The 15,157-nt window shown below is 58.8% G+C and carries 11 protein-coding genes; 3 read left to right on the forward strand and 8 right to left on the reverse strand.

Annotated features, from left to right (window positions below):
* Window positions 1–6: 6 nt before the first annotated feature.
* The gene (locus tag CA85_RS18140; RefSeq protein ID WP_146392784.1) at window positions 7–789 is read left to right on the forward strand and encodes a class I SAM-dependent DNA methyltransferase; all 783 of its coding nucleotides are present in this window, start codon (window positions 7–9) and stop codon (window positions 787–789) included.
* Window positions 790–807: 18 nt separating this feature from the next.
* Here the strand turns inward: CA85_RS18140 and CA85_RS18145 are convergent, their stop codons facing one another.
* Entirely contained in the window at window positions 808–1,083 is a 276-nt protein-coding gene (locus CA85_RS18145; RefSeq protein WP_246112944.1) for a hypothetical protein, read from the reverse strand.
* Between the two features lie 167 nt (window positions 1,084–1,250).
* Between CA85_RS18145 and CA85_RS18150 the strand changes: the two genes are divergently transcribed.
* The gene (locus CA85_RS18150; RefSeq protein WP_146392786.1) at window positions 1,251–2,168 is read left to right on the forward strand and encodes a YihY/virulence factor BrkB family protein; all 918 of its coding nucleotides are present in this window, start codon (window positions 1,251–1,253) and stop codon (window positions 2,166–2,168) included.
* A 502-nt stretch (window positions 2,169–2,670) separates the two neighbouring features.
* Here the strand turns inward: CA85_RS18150 and CA85_RS18155 are convergent.
* The 3 genes from CA85_RS18155 to CA85_RS18165 all read right to left on the reverse strand — a co-directional run bounded on the left by CA85_RS18155 (window position 2,671) and on the right by CA85_RS18165 (window position 6,619).
* Window positions 2,671–3,564, reverse strand: coding sequence for a thiazole synthase (locus CA85_RS18155; protein WP_146392787.1), 894 nt, complete (start codon window positions 3,562–3,564; stop codon window positions 2,671–2,673).
* A gap of 240 nt (window positions 3,565–3,804) precedes the next feature.
* Entirely contained in the window at window positions 3,805–5,283 is a 1,479-nt protein-coding gene (locus tag CA85_RS18160; RefSeq protein ID WP_146392788.1) for a hypothetical protein, read from the reverse strand.
* A 172-nt stretch (window positions 5,284–5,455) separates the two neighbouring features.
* Complete coding sequence (locus CA85_RS18165; protein ID WP_146392789.1) at window positions 5,456–6,619, reverse strand: hypothetical protein; 1,164 nt, start codon at window positions 6,617–6,619, stop codon at window positions 5,456–5,458.
* 1,285 nt (window positions 6,620–7,904) lie between these two features.
* On the opposite strand from CA85_RS18165, the gene CA85_RS18175 reads away from it, so the two are divergent.
* Window positions 7,905–9,317 carry a Gfo/Idh/MocA family protein gene (locus tag CA85_RS18175; protein WP_146392791.1) on the forward strand — a complete coding sequence of 471 codons (1,413 nt, stop codon included), beginning with the start codon at window positions 7,905–7,907 and terminating at the stop codon, window positions 9,315–9,317.
* A 555-nt stretch (window positions 9,318–9,872) separates the two neighbouring features.
* On the opposite strand, the gene CA85_RS18180 is transcribed toward CA85_RS18175, so the two are convergent.
* The 4 genes from CA85_RS18180 to CA85_RS18195 form a co-directional block, all read right to left on the reverse strand.
* On the reverse strand, window positions 9,873–11,651 hold the full coding sequence (locus CA85_RS18180; RefSeq protein WP_146392792.1) for a UDP-N-acetylmuramoyl-L-alanyl-D-glutamate--2,6-diaminopimelate ligase: 1,779 nt from the start codon (window positions 11,649–11,651) through the stop codon (window positions 9,873–9,875).
* Window positions 11,652–11,978: 327 nt separating this feature from the next.
* Window positions 11,979–13,202: an amidohydrolase family protein gene (locus tag CA85_RS18185; protein ID WP_246112945.1), complete on the reverse strand. Its 1,224-nt coding sequence runs from the start codon at window positions 13,200–13,202 to the stop codon at window positions 11,979–11,981.
* 158 nt (window positions 13,203–13,360) lie between these two features.
* On the reverse strand, window positions 13,361–14,407 hold the full coding sequence (gene atpB / locus CA85_RS18190; RefSeq protein WP_146392793.1) for a F0F1 ATP synthase subunit A: 1,047 nt from the start codon (window positions 14,405–14,407) through the stop codon (window positions 13,361–13,363).
* Between the two features lie 101 nt (window positions 14,408–14,508).
* Entirely contained in the window at window positions 14,509–15,054 is a 546-nt protein-coding gene (locus tag CA85_RS18195) for a hypothetical protein (protein ID WP_146392794.1), read from the reverse strand.
* Window positions 15,055–15,157: the final 103 nt, after the last annotated feature.

A 15,157-nucleotide genomic window follows, 5' to 3' on the forward strand; every position in this document is an offset into this window, starting at 1 on the left:
ATCACGATGAATCAACGCTATCGCATCCAGTTTCCGCGACACGATTCCCAGCATCTCGGCCAAGATGAAGCTAAGTTTCAGCTCACCGAGGGTGACCAACGAACGGAGCTGCGATTTCACGATTACGATCAGATATACGCGCGTCCGGGTCTGTACGAACAGTTATTCTACGATCGTTTGAAGTGCGCTTCGCCGACCAAGGTCGGGCAGATATTGAAGCAGACGATCGACGCTGCTGATCAAACGTTCTCGGAGTTGCGTGTGCTCGATTTTGGAGCGGGAAATGGGATGATGGGCGAAGTGCTCAAGTCCTACGGCGTCTCCCGACTGATCGGAGCCGACCTGATTCCCGAGGCCCGTGACGCTGCTCTGCGGGACCGACCCCAAGTCTACGATGAGTACTATGTCGCGGACTTTACCAAGTTGAGTGACGAACTGAACACGGAGATCGATGAGTGGTCGATCGACTGTTTAACGTCAGTTGCGGCACTCGGCTTCGGCGACATTCCCCTGGACGCGTTCCTACCCGCCTTGCGGTTTGTGAAAACGGACGGTTGGGTCGCCTTCAACATTAAGGAAACCTTCCTCGACGATTCCGATCGGACGGGTTTCTCTCGGTTCATCCGCGAGCTGATCTTCTCCGAATATTTGAACGTCTGGCAGATCGAGAAATACCGGCATCGGCTCTCGATGGAAGGTGCCCCTTTGTTCTACTTTGCGGTCGTCGCTCAGAAGACCGCAGACATCCCGGCAGAGTTCCTTCGGGATCATCAATTGCTGTCGTCGTGATGAAACGAGTCCGGCCCTTCAGTCGACCAAGGAGTACAAACCGCCGCCGTTGCGGCGCAGTTTGCCTTGGTCGGCTAGCGCTCTCCAGAGTGCAGCGGGGTATTGGTCGGGTGGCCGAATGGCCGCGACTCCGGATTGATTGCCCGACGACATCGGACCGTAGCCGAGTCGCGACTCATCGTCCAAACGGGTGAGTTTGAGGCGTTTGCGAAAGGCCTTCATTGCCAGGCGCAGTTCCTCTTTGGAGAATTCCGGTTCGGCTGGTTCGGCGGGCGTTTCGTTGGATTCAGGCATGATCGACATGGGGGATGGAGCACACGGAAGGAAGCTATGTCGCGTTGGACAGCATGTTTCGCTCGAGTATAGACGTTCGTCGCCCAATTGGTTTGGCGCAGGAATTGCGTTAGAGGGTTTTGTAAAGAATAACTGCTTCATGACGCGTGCGCGAACAAACTGAATCGATGGGATTTTTAAAACAGACTTTCTCGGAGTTTTCAAAAAACAATTGCAGTACGCTGGCGGCGGCTTTGGCCTACTACACCGCGTTTGCGCTGCCGCCGCTGCTCTATCTGCTGCTCACCATTCTGACGCTGGGCATGTCGCTGATGTACGACAGTGATGCGGCCAAGTCCAAGGCGAAAGCAGTTTTAACGAATGAGGCGGCCGAGATGCTGGGCAATCAGGCGGCCACCGAGCAGATCTCGACCATCATGGAGAACGATGAGAAGTCGGGCGGTAAATGGTGGAAGACGCTGTTGAGCTTCGCAGGGATCGTCGTTGGGGCCACTGGGGTGGTGGCGGCTTTGCAGGCGGCGCTGAATCAGGTTTGGGAGGTTCAGCCCGATCCGGAGCGTGCGAGTTGGAAGAATTTGTTGGGCAAGCGAGTGCTCTCGTTCGGGATGATTCTGGGGCTCGGCTTTCTGCTGCTGGTCTCGCTCATCGTCTCCTCGGTGCTATCCGCATTGGGAGATCGCGTGGGTAGCATGATCGGGCTTTCAGAGACATTTGCGTGGGCCATCAACCTCTTCGTGCAAGCTGCCGTCATTTTCATTGTGTTCGCCTCGCTCTTCAAATTCATGCCCGATGCCGTTGTGAAGTGGCGGGATGTGATGGTGGGTGCATCGATCACGACTGTGCTGTTTTTGTTGGGGCGGTACGCGCTGCACCTATACTTTTCCTACAGTTCCCCCGGTGCCCAGTTGGGCGCGGCTGCCGCGTCGCTCGCCGTGTTGCTGGTTTGGGTGTATTACACGGCGATGATCGTGTTGCTCGGCGCTGAAGCGACCCAGGTTTACGCAGTTCGCTACGGCGATGGTATCCAGCCTGAACGGCACGCCGTCCGTGTCGTCAAAGAAATCAAACGGAACGGCGTATCATGAAGTGACACCCAGACACCTACCCACAAAATCTGGTTCGTCGGATGAGCCTCCAAGATGCGAAATTTTCAAGCCATGAGCTCCGACGTCCAGTGAACCAAAAGGCCTCCACGGCAAGTACAAGCTCACCAAGGGATGCCCCCACCACTGGCGACCAGCTGATGCTGGAAATGACAGGCGACCGAATGAAACCTTCCCACGCGAGCGTCCCCCTCAGAGCCTATTCAGTCCGCTAATTCCGGCAGCTGAGTTTTACGCGATTTCGGGATGAATGGCAAAAATACTCGGCACAGGAGTACGCGCCTGGAAAATCCACCACATTTAGGAACGCGGAAAGAATAAGTGACGCATTTTAATTCACTCTCCCAAAGGGAGGGTGAAGTTCTCGACACTTATTCCTACCGCGTTTCGTAGCCGCGGTTGAGAAGCTGAGAACCGGCAAGCTCGACGCGGTTCGAAAGCAGACTGGATTCGCCCGACGATCGCCGCCATCGATCAGGCTCGCCTAGATGTCGGTGCCGTCCTGTTTGCTGCCGTAGGGGCGAGTGCTGATCACACCGTCACGGGGGCTGCTCGCGGTGCCGTAGAGTCGCCGGGGGATTCGTCCGGCGAGGGCCGCGTGCCGGCCAGCGATGACACCATGTTTCATCGCCGCCGCCATGCGGATCGGATCGCGGGCATGAGCGATTGCCGTGTTCAAGAGGACTCCATCGGCGCCGAGCTCCATTGCCACGGCGACGTCGCTGGCGGTACCGACCCCGGCATCGATAATCACCGGGTAGTCGGGGTCGTCTTGTTTGAGGTATTCCAAGATGATTTGCAGGTTGCCGGGATTGAGGATTCCTTGGCCGCTACCGATCGGGCTGCCCGCCGGCATGACGCTGGCCGCTCCCACGTTCTTAAGCCGCTGGGCCGTGACGGGGCAATCGCTGGTGTAGCAGAGTACGGAGAAGCCATCGGCAACGAGTTTCTCGCAGGCGAGAACCGTTTCGGTGGGATCGGGAAGCAACGTTTTGGAATCGCCGAGCACTTCGAGCTTGACCCAGTCCTGTCCCGGATTCTCGAGTGTTTTTAGGATCTCGCGGCCCAGTCGAGCGGCGCGAACGGCGTCGGTGGCGGTGTAGCATCCCGCCGTATTGGGCAGCAGGGTATACCGGGCGGGGTCGAGGAAATCGAGGATATTCTGGCCGGTTTTGTCGTAGAGCCGCTCGCGGCGGACTGCCACGGTCACGCACTGCGTCCCCGACGCGACCAGCGAATCACGCATCTGGTCCATCGTATCGTAGCGGCCGGTGCCGACGATCAAACGGCTTTGAAGAACATGTTTGCCAACCCGCAGCGGCGCATCGTTGGCGAACGGGTCGACGTGATTGGGAGTGGGGTCGGAGGCAGCGGGCATCAGGCAGCTTGGAATACGAGTTTTTCTGGCTCATCCGACGGCAGCGTGCGTCGGATGAGCCGTTTTTCTTGTATTCTATCGCTCGATGAAGGAAATGGGGAGGCGTGCCCGGCCCACTGCGGACCGGCTGTCGATTCATTAAGCCGAGACGCATAAGCGGCCGGGTGGGCCGCGTTACCCGAGTCCTTACGGACCTCGGTTCACCATTGCGGAGTCAAGTCGATTTAATCGACAGCCCGTTTAGGGAGCGAGGATATCGTTCCCTTGCTGCATCCCTTCACCGTTGTCGCGGAAGATCGACGGCAAGTTATTGGGGATCGATCCTGCGGCATCGGATGGTTCCGGAGCGAAGTCCTTTCCGCGGACGGCCGAGCCCAGTGGAGTGGTCAGCGAGTCGTCGATCGTTCGCAGGTACGCTTGCAGTTTCCAAGCGGGGATGACGGTAACACCGAGTTCCTTAGCCTGCGTCTTTGCCTTCGACAAGGCAACGACTTCTCCGGTGTCGGCTTCACCGGTCGCTTCGGGTGGTTCGCCGAGGACGAGGAACCGCACGCTGCTATCGAACTCACCTTCGCTGCTGCCATCGGGCTGCAGGATCGAGGCGACTTCCGCACCCGCAGCGCGGACCATTGATGCCACAGAGTCCGTGTCAGGTCGTTCGTCGCCATCGAGGTCGATATTCCAACCCAGTGCGATCTTGACGCGGCGTCCTGGTGCCCAGAACGGCGAGTAGATTTGATCGCCCGCGATGATCGGGTAGCGGATTTCGGGGCGAGCAACGACACGTGCTTCGGCGCGATGTTGACCGAGAATCTTAGTGACCTGAATCGTGGCTTTTACCTTGGCATCCTGCAATCGCGTCTCATCGACATCGATGACCCCGAAGGTCACGCCCGGACGGAGAGCATCGGCTGAGCCCAAATTGATGTTCACCACGTTGCCGTCTCGGACGACGTAGGCGATCTGTCCTTGAGTGCTCTCGAAGTTATCGCTACGCAGTTTCTGCAACTCGATCAGCTGGGTATTGATCGTCGAGAGCAGTGTGTCTTCGCGTTTCTGGAAGGTGGCCATTTCCGTTTGCAACTTCTTACGCACGCCATTGAGCTCTTGCGACGTTCGCAGCAGGCTATCACGGTTCTCGGCACTAGCGATCTGCATCTGCTCACGATCTTCCGAGAATTTGGATTGCTCTTCCTCGAGTTTCTTGTTGGCTTTGTCCTTGTCGGTTTCGGCTTGAGCTTGGGCCTTGCGAGCGATTTCTACTTCCGCATCCGCTTGATTGCGAATTGACGTCGCTTCCTCGCGGGCCTGGCTGTACTGCACGTTGCGTGAGCGGATGGCGTTGACGAGGTATTCAGGGAGAGCCGGATAGTTCTGGCTTTGCGGATCCACTTCATCGCCGAAATACGACATGTTGCGAACGAACTCTTGCGAGATGGTGTCCATGTCCGCGTCCCCGGTGACGCTTGTGGCCAGCATCTCTCGCTGGGCATCGGTTAGATTGCCTACGCCCAGCATCGATTTCATCATCGTCGCTTGACTCTGCATGTTTTGCAGTTCCCCTTGAGCGCTACTGAGCTGGCTCTTGGCGGCTTCCTCGGTCTGCGATGAGGTGCTGCCCCATTGGTAGAGGAAAAAGTTCAGGGCCAGGGAAAGGACCAGGAAGATCAGGCAAGCGATCAAGCTGCCACGGATGACGGAATCGTCGCGTGCGGCCATGATGAGGGTCGTGGATTAGGGGAAAGGAGCGGCAGTACAGGGCAATTGTATTCGCACAAAGCAGCAATCGCACGCGCCGAAGGTGATTTTCGTTACGAATTAGGCGAGATAGGGGTTCGGATCGTGGCGATTGCGGCGGGGAATCCGGTAAGGCGGGCGGAGGCCGTCCGGTTCAGTCAAGCAATTCGCGTCGGATATTACGGACCCTGTCCTGAATCAGCAGCGGAAGTTTACTGCGGAGCAGATTGCGGCCATGGAACCAATCGACTGGCTCGTGGAGGACGAATCGCAGTTGCACGAGCGAGACGGCAGGATCACCGGGCAGGGGGGTGATCGTCACGTATCCGCCCATGCCCGCGTACGGAGAGGGTGGTCCGAGGACGCGCTTGCCGACCTCGGTCCGCTCGATGGCCCGCCACTGATTGGCCACCGAGTCCGGTTGGGGCGAGGGGTGGGCGAAGCGGGAGTCGAGCAGCCAGGTCAGAATAACGGGTGCGGATTCATCGTCGCTCGACCATACCGAGCGGCGGGCCCGCGCGACGCCACGCAAGACCACTTTTCCCAGTAGAGGTAGCTGCAGGTAGCCCAGTGTTTCCTGATCGCGGTCCAGTCTGACATCGAACTGCGACCGTTCCGCTGCGGTCAGCGAGCGGGTGCTTGTTATCTCAAAAGCATCCGCATTCTCTCGGTCGGCAAACTCAAAGGCTGCTTCCTCCGCTGAGGATTGTGTCTCGGAATCGGATTTGAAATCACTGAGCACTTCGGACTGCCGGATTTCGGCGATTGATTGGTGGACGACGAATTCGACATCGATGTAGTGGCCGATCCGTTTGCCCGCCTCGTTTTCGATGGAGTCGATTTGGACCGAGAGGGGAGCGACAACCGAGTTGCGGGTGAATCGAGTGGTCCCTTGAGGTCCAGCAATCTCGTCGAGTGCTTGACGAGCCGCCTCGGGGGCCGCCAGTTCCCCGGCAATCGAAACGAAGGTCGGTTCGGGCAGCGGGAAGGAGACGTCGTCGGTGAGCTGGATCCCGGTCGTGGTCATCTGTCTCAGTAGATCGTCGGTGGTGGACGGTTCGTCCGCCGCGGCGACTGGAGTGGCCTCATCCGCTGTCGCTACCGAGGGCGGGCTATCTGTCTCCGGTGCAGGTGATTGTGCATGAAGTTGGGGGCCGAGACGCTCCACGCTCATGCAGAGGAACGTTAGTAGAACGCTAACGCAAAGCGTCCGGCAGCTCGCTCGGGATAGAATCGCCCAGCTACGCTTTGATCGAATCGCAGCAAAGGGAATCGCAGCAAAGGTATGGTTCATCGAGGTCTTGGGGATGGGAGGCATCGGATTCAAAGGGTCTCCAGTGACGCACGGCGCGGCCGCCCCGTCAAGCGAATCCTGCTTGGAAGTTCGATCGCTGTCAGAGATTGGGCCGCAGATTCGTCACGACCACGCTAGTCCTCAGGAACGCTACAGAGAACCACGGCGCAGGTCATAACCGAGTGAATTGACAAACTTTCTACTGACAGGACAGCTTTCGTGACCGATATCTACTTGTGCATCGGTAAGCTTTCCGAGGTTTACCGAATCGGCAAATTGTACGACGTTGAGATTTGGATCTCCCCAGTGTCCAGACGCCAACGCACCGTGCAGTTGATAACTTCCTCTCAAATGAATCCATGGAGACCTTACGATGCGTCGTATCCTAGTACCTGCTGTTTTGGCTATCGCGTTGCTCGCTGGAAATGCATCCAACGCGAGTGCCTTCGGCCACATGAAATCGCTCTTCGGCGGTTGTGACTCGGGTTGTGACACTGCTTGCGAGCCAGTTTGTGGCTGTGAGCCCGTGTGCGAGCCTGTTTGTGGTTGCGAAACCATCATCGAGCCAGCTTGCGGTTGTGAGCCAACTTGCTGCACCCCAAAGAAGGCTGGCTTGCTTCACAAGCTGTTCCACCACCACAAGAGCTCTTGCGACACTGGCTGTTGCGAAGTCGTTGAGCCTGTTTGCTGCGAACCCACCTGCGGCATTGAGCCTGCTTGTGGTTGCGAAGCCCCCTGCTGCGATTCGAAGCCTTGCCGTCCTTTCGGTGGCTTCTTCGCTCGCATGTTCGAAAAGAAGAGCTGCTGCGACAGCGCTTGTGAGTCCGTTTGCGAACCCACCTGCGGTTGCGAACCCACTTGCGGTATCGAAGCACCTTGCGGATGCCACTAAGTTCGCAGTTGCGACCGAATTTTTCCGTCCATTGACCGATCTTGTCAGCTAACACATCGAGCCGGTGTTGTTGCGACAACGAGCGATGGATCGATTGATCAGGGACACCCCTGAAACGTTATCGAAACCCCGCGATCGGAACCAAAATTTCCGTTCGCGGGGTTTTTTCGTGTCAAGCTGTGACGATGCGTAGCCGAACTTCCCGTTAGGCAAACAATTGTGGCGGTGATGCGTACCTGTTAAGTTGGGTTGTCCCGGCGGGGTGTCGGGAGACGGGTGTATTCCCAGAATCTAGCGAAGAAAGTTCTTCGGTTTGAGAATCCCCGCCTGCCCGCCTCACCAGACTGTTCGATGGTTGAAGATCAATCATGCGAGCGGCCCTCCCTTTCATTTCTTTCCTTGATGGTAAACCTTCCTATGAGCAATCGAACAAATCGTCGTCGTTTTTTGAGCCAGTCTGCGGCAGTGACCGCAGGGGTTGGCTACTTTGCTGGCACTTCATTGGCAGCAGATGAGAAGCCAGCATCGGCGCTCAACGCGCTGTCGGCAGGTTGTATTGGCGTCGGCGGTAAGGGCGGCAGCGACACCAGCCACATCGGCGATCAAGGTGTCCGCATCGCAGCGTTGTGTGACGTCGATCGCGATACGCTAGCGAAAAAGGGACGCGAGTTTCCCGATGCTGAGCACTTCGACGACTATCGCGAAATGCTGGACAAACTCGGCGACAAAGTGGATATCGTGACGTGCAGCACGCCCGATCACACGCACGCGGCTGCTTGTGTCAAAGCCATGAACATGGGCAAGCATATCTATTGCCAGAAACCGTTGACCTGGTCGATCGAGGAAGCTCGCGTGATGCGAGAAACCGCTGAGAAGTCGGGCGTGGTCACTCAGATGGGTAACCAAGGGACCAGCGAAGATGGATTGCGGGAAGCCGTTGAGGTTATCCGTAGCGGTGCAATCGGTGATGTGTCCGAGCTGCATGTCTTCTCCAACCGTCCTGTGTGGCCACAGGGTGGTGGGCGGCCTGATAAAGAGGATCCGATTCCAGACTCCCTGAACTGGGACGCTTGGATCGGACCTGCTCCGATGCGTCCGTTCGTGTCCGGCATCTACCACTCGTTCAACTGGCGTGGTTGGGTGGACTTCGGCACCGGCGCCCTCGGCGACATGGCCTGCCATACCACCAACATGCCCGTCATGGCTCTGAACTTGTGGGATCCCGTTGCCGTCACGGCCATCAAGAATCCGGGCATCGTCGAAGGCGAACAGTACCCGGCCAGCAGCGAACTGAAGTTCGAGTTCCCGGAACGTGACGGACTCGCCCCCTGTAACTTCCACTGGTACGACGGCGGCAATCTGCCACCGGAGCGGATCATCTCGCAATTGCCAGAGTCGTTTCAGAAACGCGTCGCACGCCAACGCGAAGGTGGACCCAAAATGTCGGGTGCGGTGATCGTCGGTAGCAAGGGAATTATGTTCTCGCCAGATGATTATGGCGCCAAGTACTACCTGTTGCCTGAAGACAAGTTCACCGACTACAAGCTCCCCGAGCAAACTCTACCGCGGATCCCTTACAAGTCGGGCGGCGATGAGCGGCAGAAGTGGGAGTTCGTGCAGTCCGTGAAAGGCGAGTACGAGCCCGGCACGATGTCAAACTTCGGTTACGCCGGACGGCTGACCGAGACGATCTTGGTAGGCAACCTGGCAATGCGTGCTGGCCAAGGCCAACGCATCGAGTGGAACGCCAAGGATATGACCAGCCCGAATGTGAAATCGGTCAACGAGTTCGTCGGACGTGAGTACCGCGAAGGTTGGTCGCTCGGCTAAACCGACGCTGGAATTTCAATGCGCCGCGTGCCATCGAGCACCGGCGCCGAAGGTAATTTGACGCCGGCGTGAGCGCCGCGACAGCGGTTCGCACGCGGAGCTAAGCAACACACGATGAATAAGTGTCGGCTTTCGTAGTGGACGAGGCGACGAGCAGTCAGTTACCCACAAGTTTGCCCACGCCGAAGGCGTTTTAGAAAATAGCCGGTGGTTTGAGCGCAAGCGAACACCACCGGATACGACGCGAAACGCAAGAGCCAACCCCGAATGGGGTTGAAGATCATTCATGAAGAGGTCTGCGACCCACTTCGGGGTCGACGTTCGGTGACCAACGAATCACCGCAGGTGGCGCTACGCTGACCTACGGCTATTCTCTCTAATCCCTAACGGGATACTTGTGGATAATCAACAGGAGGCGACGAGTCCTGCGGCTTTGGACCCGTCGCCTCGTCCACTACGAAAGAAATTACTCCCGCGTTGCTAACAGACTGCGGACCGCTCCTGTTAGCTGCCCTTTTGTAGCAGTATTCTCCTGTGCAGTGTTCAGTTGCCCAGCTAGGCATCGGGATGATACAGCTTGAGCATGGGGGCCGACCCCCGTGGCTCGCTGTCGTCGAACGGTTTTTGCTGTGACTCCAACATCATCTCCTGCAGATGCTGCAGGCTTTGGCTTTGAGCGGGAGGCGAGGATCGATCCACTCCACCGAGCACCACGACGGTATCTTGGGCATTGGCGGCGTTCGCAGCCCACATGATCGCTCTTTCTTGGTCAGCGACCAAGCGGATGGCAGCGCAGTTTTCCACACCATCCAAGACGCTGTGGCTCAGCGATAGGAATCGGTCTTTGCAGCTGGCCACGCAGGTCAGAACACAATGGTCTGTCATGGTTTCGAGCAGTCGGCCGTAGTGGGCGAGGCAATCGTCATCTTCGTTTCCTGAAATCGCCAGCACGCACCACAGTTCGGCTCGTCCTGCTCTCGGCGAGCGAGTGCGGGCGTTCATGGATATCACGTTTGCTGACCGTGCCCGTGTTTGAGTATCCAGTGCTCGCAGCACAAACTCAGCCCGCTGTGGGGAGCCCGCCACATCGAGCAGCATTTTCGGGTTCGCCTGCGCTGTCTCCCAATTGTCCCCGCCAATCATTTGGCAGCGACCGGGAAGCTCTCGGAGGCCACTGAGCGATTCAGCGATTTGGACCAAGGGGTTGTCCGTTGCAATGCCTACAGCGGTTGCAGCGACGAGGGATGGAGCCATCACGCCATGGCCGAGGTGGGATTCCATGAGCGCGGAATTTCTGCCATGGCGAATCATTGCCGTTAGCACGCCGTCTTCGACATCGACGACATGCAAGGACACGTCCGCGTTCGTATTGACGCCATAGGTGAGATGCGGCAGGCCGGCCTCCCGGATCGACGCCAGGCTACGCCGGTCCCCACTATCGACGACAACCACCCCGTCGTGGCGAAGTCTTTCCAGTGCACATTCCACGGGTGATGGGCCGAAATCGGACCTCGCTGCGACACAGGCAGTGATCACCAGGATGTCCAACCCGATTTCATCGTACCCACCGCGGCGGAGGACGTTCGCATCGAGTTCAAAGACGGAAACCGCTGCTCCTGCATCGGCGGCCTCGCAGAGCTGTTGCATTAGGTTCGCGCCGGTTGCCGGCGCGTGGCCGGGAGCGTCCTCGGTCACACCGTCACTCTGGCCGAGATCACTTTGGTAGGCCACTCGACAGGGGATGTCTCGTAGAATCGCGGCGAGGCTTAACGCTGTCGTGCCCTTGCCGCTGTCACCGACGATACCGACCGTCAGCAGTCGTTGATCGGGCCGCGAGCCTGTTTCGGCAATCGAATCGAGAGCGGCGATTTCTGCCATCGCCCGATCGGTGTCCGCAACGATGCACTGGGGCAGGGGGACGGGGAGGATCTGTTCGGTCAAAATCCCAGCAGCGCCACGGGCCAATGCTTGGCAGATCAGTTCTTCTGGGCAATCCAGGCCGATCCGATAGACGACCAGTTGTCCTGCCTCGCACTCCTGGGCCGATGCCGCGATCGAGTGAAAGTGGACATCGCTTCCCGAGAAAAAGCGGGATTTCGGTAGCAGCGATGCCAGGGAGCGGAGTTCCGTATCCCCATCCTGTGGCGGGACCTGTGCTGTTTCGCTCTGGCGAGACGATGCGACCGTCACACGATCAGACGGGTCGACGCGTCTTGGGAACGTTTGCGTGGCGACCGCGGTGGCGGAACCGTCCTCGCCGCTGCGGAAGTTTGCCGAGCCGATTCGGTCTCGGTTGCTGGAAAAATCGATCGAGCGATTGATAGAATGATGCATCTCGTCGCCTCCTTGCTGACGCAGAATGTTCGGAACTGCCTCTCGCCCGCGGGTCTGGGTGCATGCTCAGCCAGCGAAATTCATTCGCTGCTCAAGCGTCCCACGCGGAGAGACATCCACAGGAAATCCGTTCCCGTGCTCGCCGGGTGCGTGTGCCGTGGAAAAACCACGGTGCTCACTCGGCGTGTAATCGCAATTGTTCCCATCTGACCCAACGGGTCAAGGTCGAAATTTCATTTAATTTTCTCTGCCATCCGCTCGCCGGTGTCCTTCTCGGCGCGTCGTGGCGACCTTTGAGGGCTCAAATGCCGTTGCTGGCCGCAGTTTTCAATGCCGAGTGGTGGGGGGCATCAGGCGGAACAGAGAGGCGGGGGCGGAGGAAAAATCTCGGTAGAGAGACGCTTCACTCGGGGCCTGGGTGGGGATGGTCGCCAAGGTCGCGACGCGGCCGGGAAGTAGTGAGCCAAAGAGAGCCCCTCGCTGCATGGCGATCGCGCCTCCTTGGGTCGCCATCTGCAGCACACAATCAGGCGGGAGGTCTTGACGCTCGTTGAGCAGGAACTGCACTTCTCGCCAGAGCTGTAGGTCGGGGTTGCTCGCTCGCGAGTCCGTGCCGAGGCCGACGTTGATCCCGGCAGCGAGCAGCTTGGCAACCGGGTGGGGGGCGTGCCCGAAATAGGCATGCGTCCGAGGGCAATACACGACACTGAGCGACGGGTGGATCGCCATGCGGTGGATTTCATCGTCGCGGAGGTCGTTGCCGTGGACAATCGATGCAGCCGGGGCGTGGGCAAGCGAATCGATCAGCCAGTTCATGGGCGATTCCCTCCGCCAGGGGAAATGGGCCGCGACATCGAGTCCGAGCGACTGCAGGTTCTCCGCGAAAGGACCGCTGCCGTGCTGTAGCAATTCACGTTCGGCGGGTGATTCGGCTACGTGCATCGCCAGGGGGCTGCTCGAGCGAAGGGCGAAATCGATGCATTGTTTGATCAGCTCAGGAGGCGCCGAGTAAGGGGCGTGAGGGCTGATTCCGGCGGCGTGTGGATAGGACTGTGCATGCTGCGTCGCGGCTTGGAATCGTTCGGCGGCGCGACTCGCTGAGAGACCGAGGACTTCTGCGTAGGAGACGACCGTGACTTCGGTAGCGGGTGCCTGCCAAGGCGTCGTGGCAATCTCACCGATCAACGCCGTCCCGGATTGAGCGGCCTCGATGGCTCCCGTTGTGATTACGTCTCGATCGGGCTGAGGGGCGTCACGATCGCGCTCGCTGCGAGCGTTGCGGGACTTGATGACGGCGACGATCCAGTCGGCCAGTTCCATCCCCGCGTGACCGACAGGTTCGACCAGGTCGCTAAACTCAAGGTGCGTGTGAGCATTGACGAGCCCGGGCAGGATGGCGGTGTCACCGAGATCGTGGCAAATGGAGGTCTCAGCGGTCGCTTTGCCGGTACAAAGAACGCGGCCATCGCCAATCTCGAGGAACCCATTCTCGATTGGCGGGCCAGCGATGGGGACCACCCAGCGGGCGCGGAGCGTCGTTGAGCGGTTCACGTGCAATCAGCGCCCCTCAAGAACGCGGGAACAATCAGGTCATCGCGACGCCCCGGCGGGGCAGTCTTGTGATAGCCCCAGGCGTTCTGGCAAATAGCGAGCCACGGCTTCCGATCCTGTTCCAGAACCCGGGAGCTAATCAAAACGGCGTTTTCCGGCTACGCACCCGCTGGGTGACTGGCTCCGACGGCGGGGCTGATGCGGCCTGGATCGAAGATCTTGTCAGGATCCATTTGCGAGGCGTCGTCCATCGCATTGGGGTCGTCGTCGAGATGCTCGTCGTGATCGTGGACGGCCATTGCCGCGATGAACAGCACTGTCAAGAACGTGAAAATGAAGGCCTGCAGGCAGCACACGAACAGTTCCAGCAGCGTCAGGGCGGTGCCGACCAGGACGACCGGGATACTGACGGCGAACGCGGTACCATCGCCAGCAGCACGGGCGGCGAAGATCAGCCCCACGAACGCGGCGAGGACGAGGTGCCCCGCCATCATGGTACCGAAAAGCCTCATCGCCAGGACGAAGCACTTGATCAAGAGGCTCAGCACTTCGAGTACGTAAAGCATCAGCGCGATCGGCAGCATCATGATCCCACCATCCCAGCCGATCGGATTGAAGTGGTTGAGGAACTCTTTGAGGCTGGTTTCACGGATCCCGATGAACACGATCGCGAACAGCGATGTCACTGCCAATACACCGGTCAAGGAAAGGTTCCCCGTTGCACTACCGCCCCAGTGGGAAAAGTGCGAGTCGCCGGTGATCATCTGCAGCATGTACCCAAACGGAATGATCCCGAGAATATTGGCAAAGAGGATGAAGAAAAACACGGTCCATATGTAGTAGATGTACTTGTCCGTGAGCCCACGCAGGTTGGGATAGGCCACCTCATCGCGAATGAACGCGCAAATGGTTTCAAACAGCTGCGAGACTCGGCCCCGGGTTTGGTATCGTCCCAGCCCCTGGCCATCGTAGATGCTGATCCGACGCGAGCAGTAGATGCCCACGATGATCAAGCATAACCCAGCGAACGCCGACATCATCAAGTGATTGGTGATGAAGAACTCGTAGTATCCGTTGTGGATCCCCAAGGCCGGGATGTTCGTGTCGCTATCACCCGCAGGAATCCGCAACAAAGGCGAGTTGACCAGCGAGTGCGGGATAGCGTGGTCGGTCGGGTCGTGGCCGGCGGCAAGGAGATGAAACATGGGTGATGCGAGACGGCGAGGAGGACGGGGAATGGGCCGGGACCGGCAAGCAGGCGACGCAACCCTCTACGGGAAAGTCTCCTCTGCTGAGCGGTCGAGCATCAAGACACGCGGACTTGGCGAGAGAGCGTGATGACCTCCGTCATCAGGAGGGCGAGGTGCCATCCCAACACCCAAATTCCAATTTGTGTCGCTGACGCCTCCATGTAATAACTGCTGGCTAAAAACAAAGCAACGGTGCCGGTGATCCGAATCAGCATTCCGCTGAGAAAAGCCGGCCACAATCGCGCCACCGCGATCGCTTGGTCAGATGGTTCCGCCCCGTCCGTCGCCAGCTCCTCGGCGGTGAGGCCGGATTCGCCCGAGATACGCGAGGATGACGGTACTTCGCCGCCTGAAGTCCCGTATTCTGGGAGCACAATCGTCATTCCTGGGATCGTTGCCGCGATCGCGATCAAGCCGCTAACACCGGCGATCACGAGCAAGTCGCCTGATGGGAGACTCCCCACCCCCCCTGAATCGGCCGCCGCTGCCGCTGCGGTTCCCATCATCCAGTTCACTGCGAGCGAGGCAAGTGCGACAATCAACCACACCGCGGCAATGGCCTGGAGCACGGTTTGGTATGGGCGAATGGCGTGCGAGGGCATGGGCGAGCAAGACGGGCTGGTTATGCGGGGGCGGGCGTCACGCCAACCCTAGCGTGAAAGGGGACGGAAGAAAACGCCAGGGAGAGACACGCCGCTGCTCCTG

It is taken from the genome of Allorhodopirellula solitaria (genome assembly GCF_007859855.1).
In the GTDB taxonomy this organism is placed as follows: domain Bacteria; phylum Planctomycetota; class Planctomycetia; order Pirellulales; family Pirellulaceae; genus Rhodopirellula; species Rhodopirellula solitaria.

Excerpts from the sequence above, each read along its gene's own strand:
- CA85_RS18175 (WP_146392791.1), top strand. The coding sequence starts at position 7,905 with ATGAGCAATCGAACAAATCGTCGTCGTTTTTTGAGCCAGTCTGCGGCA.
- CA85_RS18180 (WP_146392792.1), bottom strand. The coding sequence starts at position 11,651 with ATGCATCATTCTATCAATCGCTCGATCGATTTTTCCAGCAACCGAGAC.
- CA85_RS18150 (WP_146392786.1), top strand. The coding sequence starts at position 1,251 with ATGGGATTTTTAAAACAGACTTTCTCGGAGTTTTCAAAAAACAATTGC.
- CA85_RS18145 (WP_246112944.1), bottom strand. The coding sequence starts at position 1,083 with ATGCCTGAATCCAACGAAACGCCCGCCGAACCAGCCGAACCGGAATTC.
- CA85_RS18165 (WP_146392789.1), bottom strand. The coding sequence starts at position 6,619 with ATGCCTCCCATCCCCAAGACCTCGATGAACCATACCTTTGCTGCGATT.
- CA85_RS18160 (WP_146392788.1), bottom strand. The coding sequence starts at position 5,283 with ATGGCCGCACGCGACGATTCCGTCATCCGTGGCAGCTTGATCGCTTGC.
- CA85_RS18195 (WP_146392794.1), bottom strand. The coding sequence starts at position 15,054 with ATGCCCTCGCACGCCATTCGCCCATACCAAACCGTGCTCCAGGCCATT.
- CA85_RS18140 (WP_146392784.1), top strand. The coding sequence starts at position 7 with ATGAATCAACGCTATCGCATCCAGTTTCCGCGACACGATTCCCAGCAT.
- CA85_RS18155 (WP_146392787.1), bottom strand. The coding sequence starts at position 3,564 with ATGCCCGCTGCCTCCGACCCCACTCCCAATCACGTCGACCCGTTCGCC.
- atpB (WP_146392793.1), bottom strand. The coding sequence starts at position 14,407 with ATGTTTCATCTCCTTGCCGCCGGCCACGACCCGACCGACCACGCTATC.